A 13,344-nucleotide genomic window follows, 5' to 3' on the forward strand; every position below is an offset into this window, starting at 1 on the left:
AGTACTCTTTTTTTAGAGTGATTACTTTTTTTATTTATTTCTATATTATGGGAGGCTGTAATCTATGGAAAAGGATCTCACGCTCAGTTTTTATGAAACGAGTGATCTACAATTATATAAACAGCTTTGTCAAGATATTCGTGTGATGCGTTATATCACAGAAAAAGCCGAGACAGATAATGAAGCCGCAGAAAATTTTCAAAAAATACTTGCTTACAACGCTTTGCACAGTGATCACACTGGCTATTATAAAGTCTATGATCGATCCACTTATATCGGTTTTGCTAAATTATCTTGGGATAAAGAAAAGAAAATCGAAATCGGCTATATGCTTCTGCCTGAGTATTGGGGAATGGGCTATGCGCACCAGATCATTACCGATTTGCTTACCAAAATCACGCATTCAGACAGACTTTCTAAAGCTACGGTTTATGCTATTATCGATCCAAATAATGGTGCATCAAAACACCTGCTCCAAAAACATCATTTTGACTCTGTTTGGCTGGGAATTGAAGAAGGACTCCCTTCAGAACATTTGATTTGGAAACCATGATTCCTAAATAAAAAAAAGGATACAATGTAAGAATTCATATCCGAGAAATAAGAGGGCGTTACCTCTGCTTCCACCGTTTATTCGTTTTAAAAAGGGACTGGATCGTAACTCGCAGAGTTATGTTCCAGTCCCTTTAATTTTTAATAAATGGCGATACAAAAGCAGCTCCTTCTTATTGCTGTAAAACACAACGACGAATGTGCTGATGCTTTCTCGTCAAAAACACGTCGCAGATAAACAGTATTGCACAGTACCTACTTCATTTTGTTCCGATCTAATCAGCTAGCAAATCTCTAAGTATCAAAGATACTAAGGATTGAAGGACTTGTTTTTCTCATTTAAATGCTTTTGTCTAAGCCTCTTCTATTTATCATACCTTTTTCTCTTAGAGGAGGCAGGAATACCCAGTGCTTCGCGGTATTTAGTCACTGTTCTTCGCGATATGTCAATGTCCTGCTCTTTTAACAAGTCGACGATCTTTTGATCTGACAGCGGTTTTGCTTTATTTTCATTATCTACAAGACGCTGTAATTGCCTTTTTACACTGCTCGTTGACGTCTCTTCTCCAGTGCTTTCATTGGCTAGACCATGAGAAAAAAAGGAACGTAATTCAAAAACACCAAAAGATGTTTCCAGATATTTTCCATTTACTGCACGGCTGACCGTTGATTCATGAATATCAAGAGTTTCTGCGATTTCTCTGAGCGTCATTGGCACCAACGGGCGATCTTCATTGAAAAAGAAAGCCTGCTGACGTTCGACAATTTCTTTTCCTACTCTTAAAATCGTATCTCCCCGTTGAATAATTGTTTTTTCAAGCCATTCAAATTCATTTTTCTTTTCTTGAATGTATGCCTGGACTTCTTTATCTTCAACTGCCTGCATGCGTTCAAAATATGCTTGTTGAAACTGCAGCTTAGGGGCTCCCTTTTTATTAGAAAGTACCGTTATCTGTCTGTCCTTGGTTCTAATCGTTAAGTCAGGTCGAATATAAATTCCGGAGGTTGATTCAAAAATACTACCGGGTGATGGTGTCAAGGTTTGGATATAATCGAAAATTTTCTGAATATCAGACAAATCGACCTTAAATTTTTTAGCGATCGACGGCCATTTACGATTGGCTAGTTGATCGAACTCCTCTTCGATCACAATGTATGCTAAAGATGGCGCTGCATCATCCCGTTCAATTTGCAGCATCAAACATTCTTGCAAATTTCGTGCACCAACGCCTGCTGGGTCTAATTGCTGGATCAAGGTCAAGGCATCCAACATCTCAATAGCAGTAGCTCCCGTTTGTCGTGCTGCTTCCTCTAAATCAATGGTCAAATAACCATTTAAGTCAATAAATTCCACTAAAAACAATACTAACGTTCTCAAATAAGTATCTCGATAATTCAAATGAATCTGATCGATCAGGAATTCAAAAAGAGAGGTTTGATCGTCAGGAATTTGATTTAAGTAATTATGCTCTTCATTTGTATAAGTTCGACTGCCAGAGTTCGTAAAATCACTATGGCTAGTATTCGCTTGTAAATCGATCAATGGATTTTCCAGAGACTTGGTTTCTATATAAGCGTTGAGTTCTTCTGAGTTATACTGTAGGATTTGGATCGACTGCTGCAATTGTTGGGTCATAGCAAGTTTTTGGACTTGCTTTTGCTGTTGGGACAAATGCTGTTCAAATTTCATTAATTTCGTCATCCCCCTTGTAATTTATTAAAATATCAGCTAAACTAATACTCGTGCTTGCGCCCTTAGTGTAGTGGATATCACGTAAGATTCCGGTTCTTGAGACGGGGGTTCGATTCCCTCAGGGCGCGTCTGCTCAACCAAGATTTTCTGCTACAAATAGCATTATAGCACAGTTTATTCTTAGATGACGTCTCTTCTTTTCATCTTTTAGAATATGACTGCACCTAAGCATCATCATGAAGATGATGCTTTTTTTATCCCCTACAAATAATTCTACACTATTTTTCCCATTTTTTTCTCATATTTCTGATGAATATAGCCAAAATTTGATAAAACGTCCGTTTATTTTTATGTTATGATAAATCTTCAAAATATATTTGTTAGGGTAGGGGTTATATTGGGGAGGCTTCACACACGGTTATTCGTTCTTTCTCTTTTTTTAGTGTTCACAGAATTTATTATTCAACGTTATTTTACTCAAAGCACCATTTTTGATACAGAATCAGTGTATTTAGTGATTACCTTTATTCAAGGAGGAATTTTTTTCCACTTTCTTCTTTCATTTTTATTACTGATCTACTTAAAATTAACTTCAAAAAAAATAGGTGCTTTTTACCAAAAAAGGGCTGGGACATAACTCTACGAGTTACGACTCAGTCCTTTAAAAAATGAATAAAAGGTGGAAGCAGAAGTGTCCGACCTCGATATTTTATCACTGAACCATCGTTTCTAGATCTAAACGAATTTCATGTTGTATTTTTTGAATCTTTTTGATTTCTTCTTTTTCTTCTATGTGATATTTTTGACCGATCGATTGATTGTAAGAGATGATATAGCTTATCGCCCACAATCTGGGATTTTTGATGATTTGATCTGCCAGCGGGTATAATAATGTAAAGTGCAAACGAATTTCTTCAGTGATATCTACTAATAAAATTGGAGCAACATTGATCAATTCTTTTTCTAAAAAGAGCAAGATTCTCTGATATGCTGCACAATCCAGTGGCGTTCCTACCGTTGCAGGAATAACTGTATAAGTTTGATCATCTCTCCACAAAAATTTTACTTCTTCTTTGACATGCAGTTTGACAAGTTCCTCTAAAATCCATGACCGAACTAAAATATGTACCCGTCCATCAAGTAATAAGTTTTTCCCAAGCCTAATAAAATCATCCTGAGGTAAATTCAGTGATTTTTTGATTACAGACAACTGCTCATAATAATCATATAAATTCAGCTGATTTAGTTCTTTTTTTACTTCCGAGATCTTTACGGATTCAAATTGCTGATACTTCAACTCAACATGCTTGACCTTCTTTTTCAGAGAAATAAGTTTTCTCATCTCACCGCTTTGTTCCATCAAAATCCGCTCGTTGATGATACTATGCGCTTGAAGGAATAGCTGATTCTTCGTCAGCACATGAATATAGATCTCTAGATAGTCCAGATATTCAAAATAGGACTCACGCATTTCCGAAACCACATACAAGGCTTTCTCATAGTTCTCTGTGTCCAAATACGTATTTACCAAAACCAGATTCAAAGGGAAATCCTGTTTAATTGCATATGCTTTTTCAAAATAAGAGAGTGCAGCTTCTTTATTTCCGAGTTGGAGTGCTTCTTGCCCCATCTCAATATATCGTTCATAATTTTTTGGAAATGGAATTTTATTCGACAAAAATAACACCACCTTCCTAGTGCTCATTCTTCATGTAGCTATTTCTTTATGCCTAAATAATATCAAAAAATAAATACCATGTACATTTAAAACCAAATATCGTACTCTAAGACATTTATACATGAAAAAAACGGTGATTTTAATATAGATTTCGGATGATGATCGCTGTTTCTGCCGTTCCTTCAGCATTCATTCGTTCAGCTTTTTCAAGCAAAGAATAGCCCACATAAAATTCCTTTGTCAATTCATCCTGAACTTTGAATTCTACGACCTCTTCCACATGAAGTGCATTCGGCTCAACCTCTTGTACACTATCCCAGCCCGTATCGATAAATACCTTCGTATCATCAGTGACCGTTTTATTTGATTCTAGCTCTTCCACCAGTTTTTTCAACTGTGAAAATGTCATTACTTCAACTCTATTATCCATTATTTTACCTCGCTTTCAACTTTTGATTGACTATTTTTCCAAACAACTCCTGTTTTACTTCTCTCCCCCATCATAACCTAAAAACAAGTTTTATTATACTTAAAATTAAAAAGAAGGAAAATAAACATTTCGTTTACTTCCTTCTTTTAAACAATCCTTATTCTTTTGTCAGTTCACCATCTTCAATTCGGTAAACATTGTCGCTCCATTCGATCATCCTTGGATCATGAGTCACCATGATCGTGGCTTTCTTTTTCTCATGTGCTTCTTTCGCTAGAAGTTTAACAACTTCATATGCATGTTCTGTATCCAAACTTGCAGTTGGTTCATCAGCTAAAATCAAACTAGGCTCATTGAACAGTGCTCTGGCGATCGCAACACGTTGCCGTTCCCCGCCGGATAAATCTCTAGGAAATTTTTTCATCAGATCTGCAATGTCCAGTGAGGCCAATAACTCTTCGACACGAGCTTTTTCAGGCTTTTTCTTTTCAATTTTATCTACCAGCGTAAATTGCTTTTCCACAGTCAAAAATGGAATCAAATTGGATGCTTGTAAAATAAAACCGATCTCTTCAAAGCGCAATCTAGAACGTTTCTTTTCATTTAGATGGGTAAAATCTTTGCCATTGATTTGAATGGTTCCGGTACTTGGTGTTTGCAAGCCGCCGGCAATCGTTAAAAAGGTGCTTTTACCAGAACCTGAAGGTCCAATAATGCTAACAAATTCCCCTGCCTCAACATTCAGATTGACTCCTTTTAATGCTTCTACTGCAGCATGACCTTTTCCAAAGGTTTTTCTAATATCATTCATCACTAAAATATCAGCCATTTTTTTATCCTCCTATCGCCTTCATCGGGTCAACTTTCGTAACGGTTCGAATCGAAAAGACGCCGCCAAACACAGCAACAATTACTAATACTACACTGTATATGAGCAAGTTCATCGTATCTAATTCAAATGGCATTGCTGCAGGTAATATCAAATTGGTCAATAGCGTCAAGATCACCCCAATTGCTACGCCGATAACACCCAAAATAAACGTTTGAGCAATGATCGATTGAATAATATAACCATTAGAAATCCCTTGTGCTTTCATCACACCGAACAAACTCGTTTTTTGAAGAGTCATCACATAAATAAAAATACCAATAATGGCTGCAGTAATGACAAACAGAAAATAGATCATTGCGTTCAAAGTCAAATTCTGTTCACTATAACCAGGTAATTTTTCAATAAAATCTTCCATTTTATATTTTGCCAAATGATCATCACTTGCGTGTAACTCGATTTTACTCGTAGGCGTTGATTTTACGACAATTCCATTGATCGGTGTCTGATCTCCCTCGATGATTCTGCCAAATTTGATTTCTTGCCATTGATCGATCGATGTATAGATCAATGGAACAATACTAAAGGTATTTTGTTTTGTTATTCCTACAACTTTTAATGGTTTGTCCAGTTTTCCTATTTTTACGGTATCGCCTAAGTGGATACCTTTATCTACTAAATTTTGTGGAACGATGATTTCCCCAGCCTTATCAAAATAGCGGCCTTCAGTCAATTCTGGCTTGATCGCACTTTTCTCAGTCACGCCAAAAAGAGAAATATTGATTTTGTCTGCTTCTTTATTTTGCCCTGTCTTATTCAACGCTCCAGCATATTGCCCTAAAGGCTCTTTGATTTTTGCATCTACCTGGTCAAGATCAGCGATTACTAAACTGGATGCATTTAAACTCTTATTTGCATCGTCCGATAAAATGATACTTGTAGCTCCCCAATTATCTACACCTTTTCTAACGCCTTGAGCCAATCCATTCGCTAATCCAGATAGCATAAAAGCGACATAGGCTACCAGCACAATGACTCCGACAACCAATGTGTAACGTAATTTGAAATACTTCATTTCTTCTAATCCTAAAAACATCCGATCCACCTCTTTTTTATCACTTGATAAAAAATCAATTAAAAAAACAAACCAATTTTTTATCGGTTGATAAAAATATTATCATAAAAAAAGGAATAGCACAACTTTTTTATCATATGATAAAAAAATACTATTCCTTACGCAACAACTCCATGCAAGACCATCTGCATCAATTCAGCGATTTGCTCTGAGCGTTCATTCTCTGTTCTCAGTTGATGGACTGTTGAAAATAATAACGATAAGCTCATCAGATAAAATTGGGCTGCCTTTTGAGCAGAAACATGACTATTCAACGTTTCTTTACTCGTTTCAAAAACTTTTTGAAGTGGTTCTAAGTAATACTCATTCAAAATATGAAACAATTGCTGTTTGTTCTCCGGCTCCATCTCTGCAGCACTTTGATGGATAAAAGAAAAAATATCTCGATGGTATACATTCAATAATGCGTTAGTGCAATCGATCAATTGATTTTCAAGTGAATCATTCTTTTGAATGATTTGTTCGATCGCTGTTTTTAGCTGGCTGCCGATCTGCTTGTTGATCTCAACAAACAAAAGTTCCTTCGTTGAGAAGTGGTAGTAAAGAGCAGGTTGTGTGATATTCGCAGCTTTAGCAATATCACGAGTGGATGTATTTTTGTATCCGTTCGTTAAAAAAAGCTCTTTTGCCGTTTCTAGGATCGACTGATGTGTAACATCAAATACTGTTTCTTTTTTCATCCTCATCCCTCCATTTCATCCTGCTTTGACCCTTTTTTCTTTCTAAACTATTTTAAATCAATTTAAAGAAAAAAGATAGTAAGGAAAAACGAACCACTAAAACGGACTACCAAGCAGCCATCTTTGTTTTTTTGTGACAGCCTACCATCAAATGATTTAAGTAGATTTGTTTTTGACATCTTAGAGCGGTTACATTACATAAAAGAAAAAAAGTGCAATAAAAGTGCATTTTTTGTAAAAAAAGCAACAAACATTTAACCTCCCTTTTACAGACTATTTTTCTAGAGTGTGTTTAAATACTAGTGGCCTTTGATTAGGCGAGTCATCAACTACATACGAAAACATCATGCTAAAGGAGAATTTTTTTGAAAAAAACCACTACCTTGACCAAATTATTGATTGCAGGCATAGCGCTATCTACTAGCTTATTTCTTAGTGATCAAGCACAGGCAGAAACCACTGACCAAAACAAAGCTGCCGCTGAAAAGCTTATTAGTGAATCCTCACAAAAATTGACACAATTAAAAGCAGTAAAGCTAAAATCTGTAGAACAAAAAACTGAAGCGGCGGATCAATTATCGTACATAGGAATGAAAATCCAAAAAACACAAACAGCTATTAAACAATTGCAAGATATCCAAACAATTGGATCAGTTACTGAACCTGCAAAAGCCAAAACCACTGATGCTTTGACATTGGATTTTGCTTCTGTGACAGCTCCAAAAGAAGAGACTAATGATCCATTAGATGAAAAAAAAGAACGTCTAGCTGAATTAAACCAGCAACAAAAAAAATTGCAAACAGAGATCAGAGAGCTTACTGAAGAACAATCAGATCTAGCTGATCAGGAAAAACAGCTCTCTAAAAAAATCGATCAAGCAAAACAACAACAAGCCGAACAAAATAAGCAAACCGATACACGATCAGCAGTCATAGCAGCAGCTAAAACACATTTAGGTAAACCATATGTTTATGGTGCTGCTGGCCCTGATGCATTTGATTGCTCTGGTCTAGTCCAAGTTGCCTTTGCTTCAATCGGTCACACTTTAGGCCGAACAACTGTTGACCAAGAAACAGCAGGTACTACGATCGCTGTTTCTGAAGCCCAAGCAGGAGACTTAGTTTTTTGGGGCAGTCATGGCGAAACTTATCATGTTGGTATTTCAACAGGAGACGGTTCCTATATTCATGCACCGGTTCCCGGTGATGTGGTTCAGATCGCGACCGTTGCTTCTTATTCACCAGATTTTGCTGTTCGAGTATTATAATTAGCTACTCGATCATTGAAGTGAGCCCCAAAAATTAGATCTGAGAAATCTAATTTTTGGGGCTCAAATTCATACTAAGCACTTTTTTATATGTTTTTCCAAAAAATTCTAATTTAAATAATAAAAGACACAATCGTCCAGCTTTTCCTCTCATTTTTTTATACGAAATGCTAAATTCTTGAGAATTATGAGAAAGTATGCTATTTTATGGTTGTGTGTAATTTGATTTGTGTTCCCTCCATCGATCTCGTTGGGGGAATCTTTTTTTTATTCAGCTGACCAGCAAGGGTGAGTTGAATATCGATGCGCTTTTTGCCTCATTTGATTTCTTCGCTCACTCCTTTCCCAATGGGAGCCTTCAGTATTTCGCTGCTTTCCTTGCTCTTTATTTTCTTGATTCCACATATGTCTTTCTCTCATCTCATTTGAATACATAGCGTCCTCATCAAAACGCCCAATCGCTTCAACTGTCGTTGCAAAACTAAACGTCCCCAAAATCACCATACCCAATAATAATAGACTGCTTTTTTTCATTGTTTGATCCCTCCTATTTTTATTCAGTCTAACTAGTAATTGTGTCGAATATGTGTCGAAAAAAATTCCCCCAATTCCTTGATTATTGACTATAATAGAAAGAAGAAGCAGGAGGAAACATTATGAAAAAAATTTTGATCGTAGATGATCATCAGCAAATCACTGAAGTGTTAAAAGCATATGTTTTAAAAGAGGGGTTCACGCCAGTGGTAGTTTCTAATGGACAAGAAGCACTAAATGCCTTTTATGAACATACGATCGAGTTGATTTTACTGGACGTGATGCTTCCAGTTCTCGATGGATTTGAGGTCTGTAAAAAAATCCGTGAAACGTCTAATGTCCCGATCATCATGATCACTGCCAAAGGAGAGGACTATCACCGTATCATGGGGTTGGATATCGGTGCGGATGATTACATCGTCAAACCATTTTCTCCAAGTGAAGTCATGGCTAGGATACGAGCAATTTTACGTCGTATCGAACGAACAGAAGAAAACCAACAATCGATGGCCTATTTGACCTATGATAACCTCGCTCTTTATCTAGATGAAAAGAAAGTCACTATTGAGCAAAAGGAAATTCTGTTGACCAAAAGAGAATTAGAACTGCTCTGGCTGCTTTTATCTCACCGGGAAAAAGTTTTCTCACGGGATAATTTGTTGGATAGCCTTTGGGGCATCGATTATTATGGTGACGCTAGAACAGTCGATACACATATCAAACGTTTGAGAGCAAAACTGGATGAAGTGCCCCATCCACAGTGGGAAATTGCAACAGTTTGGGGCCAAGGCTATAAATTCGAGGGAAAAAATGAAAAATAAACTAACAAAAAAGCTTGTTCTATATTTCTCGTTGACACTACTACTGTTTTCTCTTGTGATCGGTTTTGCCTTTCGTTTCTTGTTCTCAAAGCAGACCATTACGATCCATACAGAAGAAATGACTCGCCGTGCTGCGGTGATCGCAGACAATTTAAGTGACTATTTTTCTGAGCAAGTCTATGCAGAGAATGACAATAATTCATCTATGCACGGGATGATGGGATCTGGTTCTTCCATGAAAATGGATATGCATTACGCTTCTTTTATCAAATTCATGGATCAATTGGCCATGGATGATCTTTGGATCGTAGATGAACATGCCCAAACGATCACAGTGGGACATGGGATGCATCAAAAAGAATACAGTGCGCTGCCTGAAGACGCACAAAAAGTCATTCAGCAGGTCTATGCAGGAAAAACGGCAACTAGTAATGCTTTTAGTAATTTTATTGGAGAACCAACTGTAACAGTGGGCGAACCAATCAAAGATACAAACGGTAATGTGCTGGCCGTCGTCCTACTCCATTCTGCTGTATCAAGCGTGCATAAAGAAGAAAGAAAAGGCTATATGCTGCTTTTAGCCAGTATCTTGATCGCATGGATCATCGGTCTCTCGCTTTCTGTCATCCTTTCAAAAAAATTCATCGCACCGATCAACAAGATGAGTGCTTTTACAGATGAGTTAGTGATCGAAACATATCAAAAGCCATTGATAATCTCAGAAAAAGATGAAATCGGTCAGCTTGGAGAAAAATTGAACATCTTACGAGAACGCCTCTTAACTGCTAAAAATCAGCGGGAAAACAGGGAGCAGGCTCAAAAAGATTTTTTATCTACTGTTTCACATGAATTACGCACACCTGTAACCGTTATTCGCGGCTCACTTGAATCATTAGCCGATGGTCTTGTCACACAGCCAGAAAAAGTAAACGAGTATCATCAGCAATTATTGAACGAAGCCATTGTCTTAGAGCGATTGATCAACGATCTACTCGAGTTGTCCCGTTTAGAAAATCCTGAATTCTCGATCACGATGGAAGCTGTACCGATCAATGATGTATTATCAGACAGCTTACGCAGCCTACGAATGAAAGCGGCTGAGAAAGAACAAACTCTGACACTTAAAACAATCTTAGATCAACCCGTGATCATTCAAGGAGACTATGGCCGTATTCGCCAGCTCTTGATCATTTTAATTGAAAACGCTCTTAAGTTTGCACCTGCTCAAACAACGATCACCGTCGACACCGAACGCAAAAAAGATTCATTGATGCTCAGTATCCATAATTTTGGCCCAGTGATTTCTCAAAAAGAACAGGAACAGATTTTCACCCGTTTTCATCGTTCGCAATCGAAACAGCAGTTTGATGGAACTGGGTTAGGTTTAGCTATCGCCAAAGAAATCGCGGACCGTCACCAATTTAAACTAAGTGTTCACAGCACAACAGAAGCAGGAACAACATTTTATTTAAAGATTCCATTAAAATAAAGTAGCTGGGGCAAAACTCTGCGAGTCAAATCCCAGACACCTGTAATCCGGATAAACGGTGAGAACAGAAGCAATCCCACTACGTTGCACTCCGATCTCATCAAATGCTAAGGGCTAAAGCCCTAAGCTTTGAAGGTCGGAAATAAGAAAGAATTCACAAAAATTTGGAAAACAATTTTCGTGAATTCTTTCTTATTTCTCGGGATTAAACACTTCTGTCTCAGACCACTTATTCCACAGTTACGCTCTTTGCTAAATTACGCGGTTTATCAACATCATATCCTCTTTGTAACGTAGCAAAATAGGCAATCAATTGCGTCGGAACAATGCTGACTAAAGAAGTCAGTAATGGATGGACATCCGGTAAAATCACTTGATCTGTCTCCTTAGCTAACGAAGCTAAAGAGATCACAAAATTATGTGCTCCGCGGCTTTCGACTTCTTTCAAATTCCCTCTCGTATGAGCAGCTGTTTTCTCGTCTGTAATCACACCAAAAACAGGGGTTCCTTCTTCAATCAATGCGATCGTCCCATGCTTTAATTCACCCGCAGCAAAGCCTTCTGCCTGAATATAAGAAATTTCTTTTAATTTTAGTGCCGCTTCCATTGAAACATAATAGTCCGTACCGCGACCAATATAAAAAGCATTTCTTGTAACAGCTAAATAGTCTTCTACTAACTGGCTGATCGTAATTTTATCATCGATGATCGTTTCCATCACGGACGCAATCACACTTAGCTCATGCGCGACATCAAAAGCTTTTGAAACGGGACTTGCTTTCTTATCGCCGATCGCTTTAGCAAGTACCGCTAAAACTGCGATTTGAGCTGTATAAGCTTTAGTAGATGCAACAGCGATCTCAGGACCTGCATGTAGCAGTAAGGTATACATAGCCTCTCTAGACAGCGTAGACCCTGGAACATTTGTGAGTGTTAAGGATGGAAAACCTAAATCATTGATTTGAACCAATACTTGCCGACTATCAGCTGTTTCCCCACTTTGACTTAAAAAGATAAAGAACGGCTTGTCTGAAAGCAATGGCATATTGTAACTAAATTCGCTCGACAAATGAACTTCTACTGGGATGCCCGCAACCTTTTCAATGATCGTTTTCCCGATCCAACCAGCATGATAACTAGTCCCGCAAGCAACGATATAGACACGGTCGCTTTCCGTGATTTTTTCAATGATCGTTTGATCGATCGTTGTTCTGCCGACTTGATCAGTATACTCCAGAATGATCCTGCGCATAACAGCCGGTTGATCATCAATTTCTTTTAACATGTAATAAGGATAGGTTCCTTTTTCAATATCACTTAAATCCAATTGAGCTTCATAAGAATCACGACAAACGATCGTTCCTGTTTCATCTTCGATCTCGATTTTATCTGCTTTGACCGTGACTAACTCGCCATCAGCAATTTCTACAAAGCGATTGGTTTGGCTAAGCATCGCCATAGCATCACTGCAGATTACGTTGAAGTCTTCTCCTAAACCGATCAATAGCGGGCTTTTATTCTTTGCGACATAAATCGTCTCTGGGTCATTTTTGTTGATCAACGCAAAAGCATAAGAGCCTTTAATAACAGCCAATGCCTTTTTAAACGCTTCTTTTGTATTTGGTGTTTCTTTTGAAAAATGAGCGATTAAATGGACAACGATTTCTGTGTCTGTTTCACCAGCCAGTTGTTCTCCTTGAAGAAATTCCTGTTTGATTTCTTCAAAATTTTCGATCACACCATTATGCACCAAAATAAATTGATGATCCCCAGCTGTATGAGGATGAGCATTCCGCTCACTTGGCTTACCATGAGTCGCCCAGCGCGTATGACCGATTCCAACGGTGCCTTGAACTTCCTGGCCGATTCGAGCACGAAGATCAGCGATTCGACCAAGTGATTTCACTAGGTGATCCTGCTCATTTACTCCTGTGACAAAAATCCCAGCTGAATCATATCCTCTATATTCTAACTTCTCTAGTCCTTGAACTAAAATATCCGTTGCATTTTCTTTTCCGACAATTCCCACAATTCCACACATAATGTCTATTTCCTACTTTCTCATTTGTCTTAGGTCATGATCAAAAAACAGTCGATAGGACATCAATGAGTTCCTGTTTGTCTCATTTTCTGTGATGATTAGACTATTTTTGATCGATCATTATATGTTTCTATTCTGCTTAGCTGAATCTTTGTTATAATTTTGCAATTATTTTTTATTTCCAGCTTGTAGAG

General features: G+C 37.7%; 12 protein-coding genes and 1 tRNA gene. 5 read left to right on the forward strand and 8 right to left on the reverse strand.

All coding sequences use genetic code 11. The features are described 5' to 3' along the window. The first annotated feature begins 64 nt into the window (after positions 1–64). The gene (locus tag IGI58_RS02850; protein ID WP_225534221.1) at positions 65–553 is read left to right on the forward strand and encodes a GNAT family N-acetyltransferase; all 489 of its coding nucleotides are present in this window, start codon (positions 65–67) and stop codon (positions 551–553) included. 363 nt (positions 554–916) lie between these two features. Here the strand turns inward: IGI58_RS02850 and rpoN are convergent, their stop codons facing one another. Continuing rightward, a complete protein-coding gene (rpoN, locus tag IGI58_RS02855; protein ID WP_225534220.1) occupies positions 917–2,242 on the reverse strand; it encodes an RNA polymerase factor sigma-54 in 1,326 nt (441 codons plus the stop codon). Between the two features lie 59 nt (positions 2,243–2,301). Between rpoN and IGI58_RS02860 the strand changes: the two genes are divergently transcribed. After that, positions 2,302–2,373: transfer RNA gene (locus IGI58_RS02860), tRNA-Arg, on the forward strand. 584 nt (positions 2,374–2,957) lie between these two features. Here IGI58_RS02860 and IGI58_RS02865 read toward each other — a convergent pair. The 5 genes from IGI58_RS02865 to IGI58_RS02885 form a co-directional block, all read right to left on the reverse strand. After that, positions 2,958–3,932 (reverse strand): tetratricopeptide repeat protein, encoded by a 975-nt coding sequence (locus IGI58_RS02865; RefSeq protein WP_225534504.1) that lies wholly within the window; start codon positions 3,930–3,932, stop codon positions 2,958–2,960. Positions 3,933–4,062: 130 nt separating this feature from the next. Continuing rightward, positions 4,063–4,353: a hypothetical protein gene (locus IGI58_RS02870; RefSeq protein ID WP_087641147.1), complete on the reverse strand. Its 291-nt coding sequence runs from the start codon at positions 4,351–4,353 to the stop codon at positions 4,063–4,065. 157 nt (positions 4,354–4,510) lie between these two features. Further along, positions 4,511–5,182 carry an ABC transporter ATP-binding protein gene (locus IGI58_RS02875; RefSeq protein ID WP_087641146.1) on the reverse strand — a complete coding sequence of 224 codons (672 nt, stop codon included), beginning with the start codon at positions 5,180–5,182 and terminating at the stop codon, positions 4,511–4,513. A 4-nt stretch (positions 5,183–5,186) separates the two neighbouring features. After that, on the reverse strand, positions 5,187–6,278 hold the full coding sequence (locus IGI58_RS02880; RefSeq protein WP_429954528.1) for an ABC transporter permease: 1,092 nt from the start codon (positions 6,276–6,278) through the stop codon (positions 5,187–5,189). A 137-nt stretch (positions 6,279–6,415) separates the two neighbouring features. Next, a complete protein-coding gene (locus IGI58_RS02885; RefSeq protein WP_225534217.1) occupies positions 6,416–6,997 on the reverse strand; it encodes a TetR/AcrR family transcriptional regulator in 582 nt (193 codons plus the stop codon). A gap of 365 nt (positions 6,998–7,362) precedes the next feature. Here IGI58_RS02885 and IGI58_RS02890 point away from each other — a divergent pair, with 365 nt between their 5' ends. Further along, complete coding sequence (locus IGI58_RS02890) at positions 7,363–8,265, forward strand: C40 family peptidase (RefSeq protein ID WP_429954527.1); 903 nt, start codon at positions 7,363–7,365, stop codon at positions 8,263–8,265. Positions 8,266–8,532: 267 nt separating this feature from the next. Here IGI58_RS02890 and IGI58_RS02895 read toward each other — a convergent pair whose 3' ends face one another. After that, positions 8,533–8,799, reverse strand: a complete 267-nt coding sequence (locus IGI58_RS02895; RefSeq protein ID WP_429954526.1) for a hypothetical protein — start codon at positions 8,797–8,799, stop codon at positions 8,533–8,535. A 122-nt stretch (positions 8,800–8,921) separates the two neighbouring features. Here IGI58_RS02895 and IGI58_RS02900 point away from each other — a divergent pair, with 122 nt between their 5' ends. Beyond that, positions 8,922–9,620, forward strand: a complete 699-nt coding sequence (locus IGI58_RS02900; protein ID WP_429954525.1) for a response regulator transcription factor — start codon at positions 8,922–8,924, stop codon at positions 9,618–9,620. Beyond that, positions 9,610–11,109 (forward strand): sensor histidine kinase, encoded by a 1,500-nt coding sequence (locus IGI58_RS02905; RefSeq protein WP_429954524.1) that lies wholly within the window; start codon positions 9,610–9,612, stop codon positions 11,107–11,109. The genes IGI58_RS02900 and IGI58_RS02905 overlap by 11 nt, the downstream gene beginning before the upstream one ends. 229 nt (positions 11,110–11,338) lie before the next feature. Here the strand turns inward: IGI58_RS02905 and glmS are convergent, their stop codons facing one another. Further along, on the reverse strand, positions 11,339–13,150 hold the full coding sequence (glmS, locus tag IGI58_RS02910) for a glutamine--fructose-6-phosphate transaminase (isomerizing) (RefSeq protein WP_429954522.1): 1,812 nt from the start codon (positions 13,148–13,150) through the stop codon (positions 11,339–11,341). Positions 13,151–13,344 lie beyond the last annotated feature (194 nt).

The organism is Enterococcus sp. AZ020, assembly GCF_050499205.1.
GTDB lineage: Bacteria > Bacillota > Bacilli > Lactobacillales > Enterococcaceae > Enterococcus_L > Enterococcus_L dunnyi.

What these genes read in the sequence shown, in the direction of transcription:
- IGI58_RS02885 (WP_225534217.1), bottom strand. Translation starts at nt 6,997, where the DNA reads ATGAAAAAAGAAACAGTATTTGATGTTACACATCAGTCGATCCTAGAA.
- IGI58_RS02870 (WP_087641147.1), bottom strand. Translation starts at nt 4,353, where the DNA reads ATGGATAATAGAGTTGAAGTAATGACATTTTCACAGTTGAAAAAACTG.
- IGI58_RS02875 (WP_087641146.1), bottom strand. Translation starts at nt 5,182, where the DNA reads ATGGCTGATATTTTAGTGATGAATGATATTAGAAAAACCTTTGGAAAA.
- rpoN (WP_225534220.1), bottom strand. Translation starts at nt 2,242, where the DNA reads ATGAAATTTGAACAGCATTTGTCCCAACAGCAAAAGCAAGTCCAAAAA.
- IGI58_RS02880 (WP_429954528.1), bottom strand. Translation starts at nt 6,278, where the DNA reads ATGTTTTTAGGATTAGAAGAAATGAAGTATTTCAAATTACGTTACACA.
- IGI58_RS02900 (WP_429954525.1), top strand. Translation starts at nt 8,922, where the DNA reads ATGAAAAAAATTTTGATCGTAGATGATCATCAGCAAATCACTGAAGTG.
- glmS (WP_429954522.1), bottom strand. Translation starts at nt 13,150, where the DNA reads ATGTGTGGAATTGTGGGAATTGTCGGAAAAGAAAATGCAACGGATATT.
- IGI58_RS02905 (WP_429954524.1), top strand. Translation starts at nt 9,610, where the DNA reads ATGAAAAATAAACTAACAAAAAAGCTTGTTCTATATTTCTCGTTGACA.
- IGI58_RS02895 (WP_429954526.1), bottom strand. Translation starts at nt 8,799, where the DNA reads ATGAAAAAAAGCAGTCTATTATTATTGGGTATGGTGATTTTGGGGACG.
- IGI58_RS02850 (WP_225534221.1), top strand. Translation starts at nt 65, where the DNA reads ATGGAAAAGGATCTCACGCTCAGTTTTTATGAAACGAGTGATCTACAA.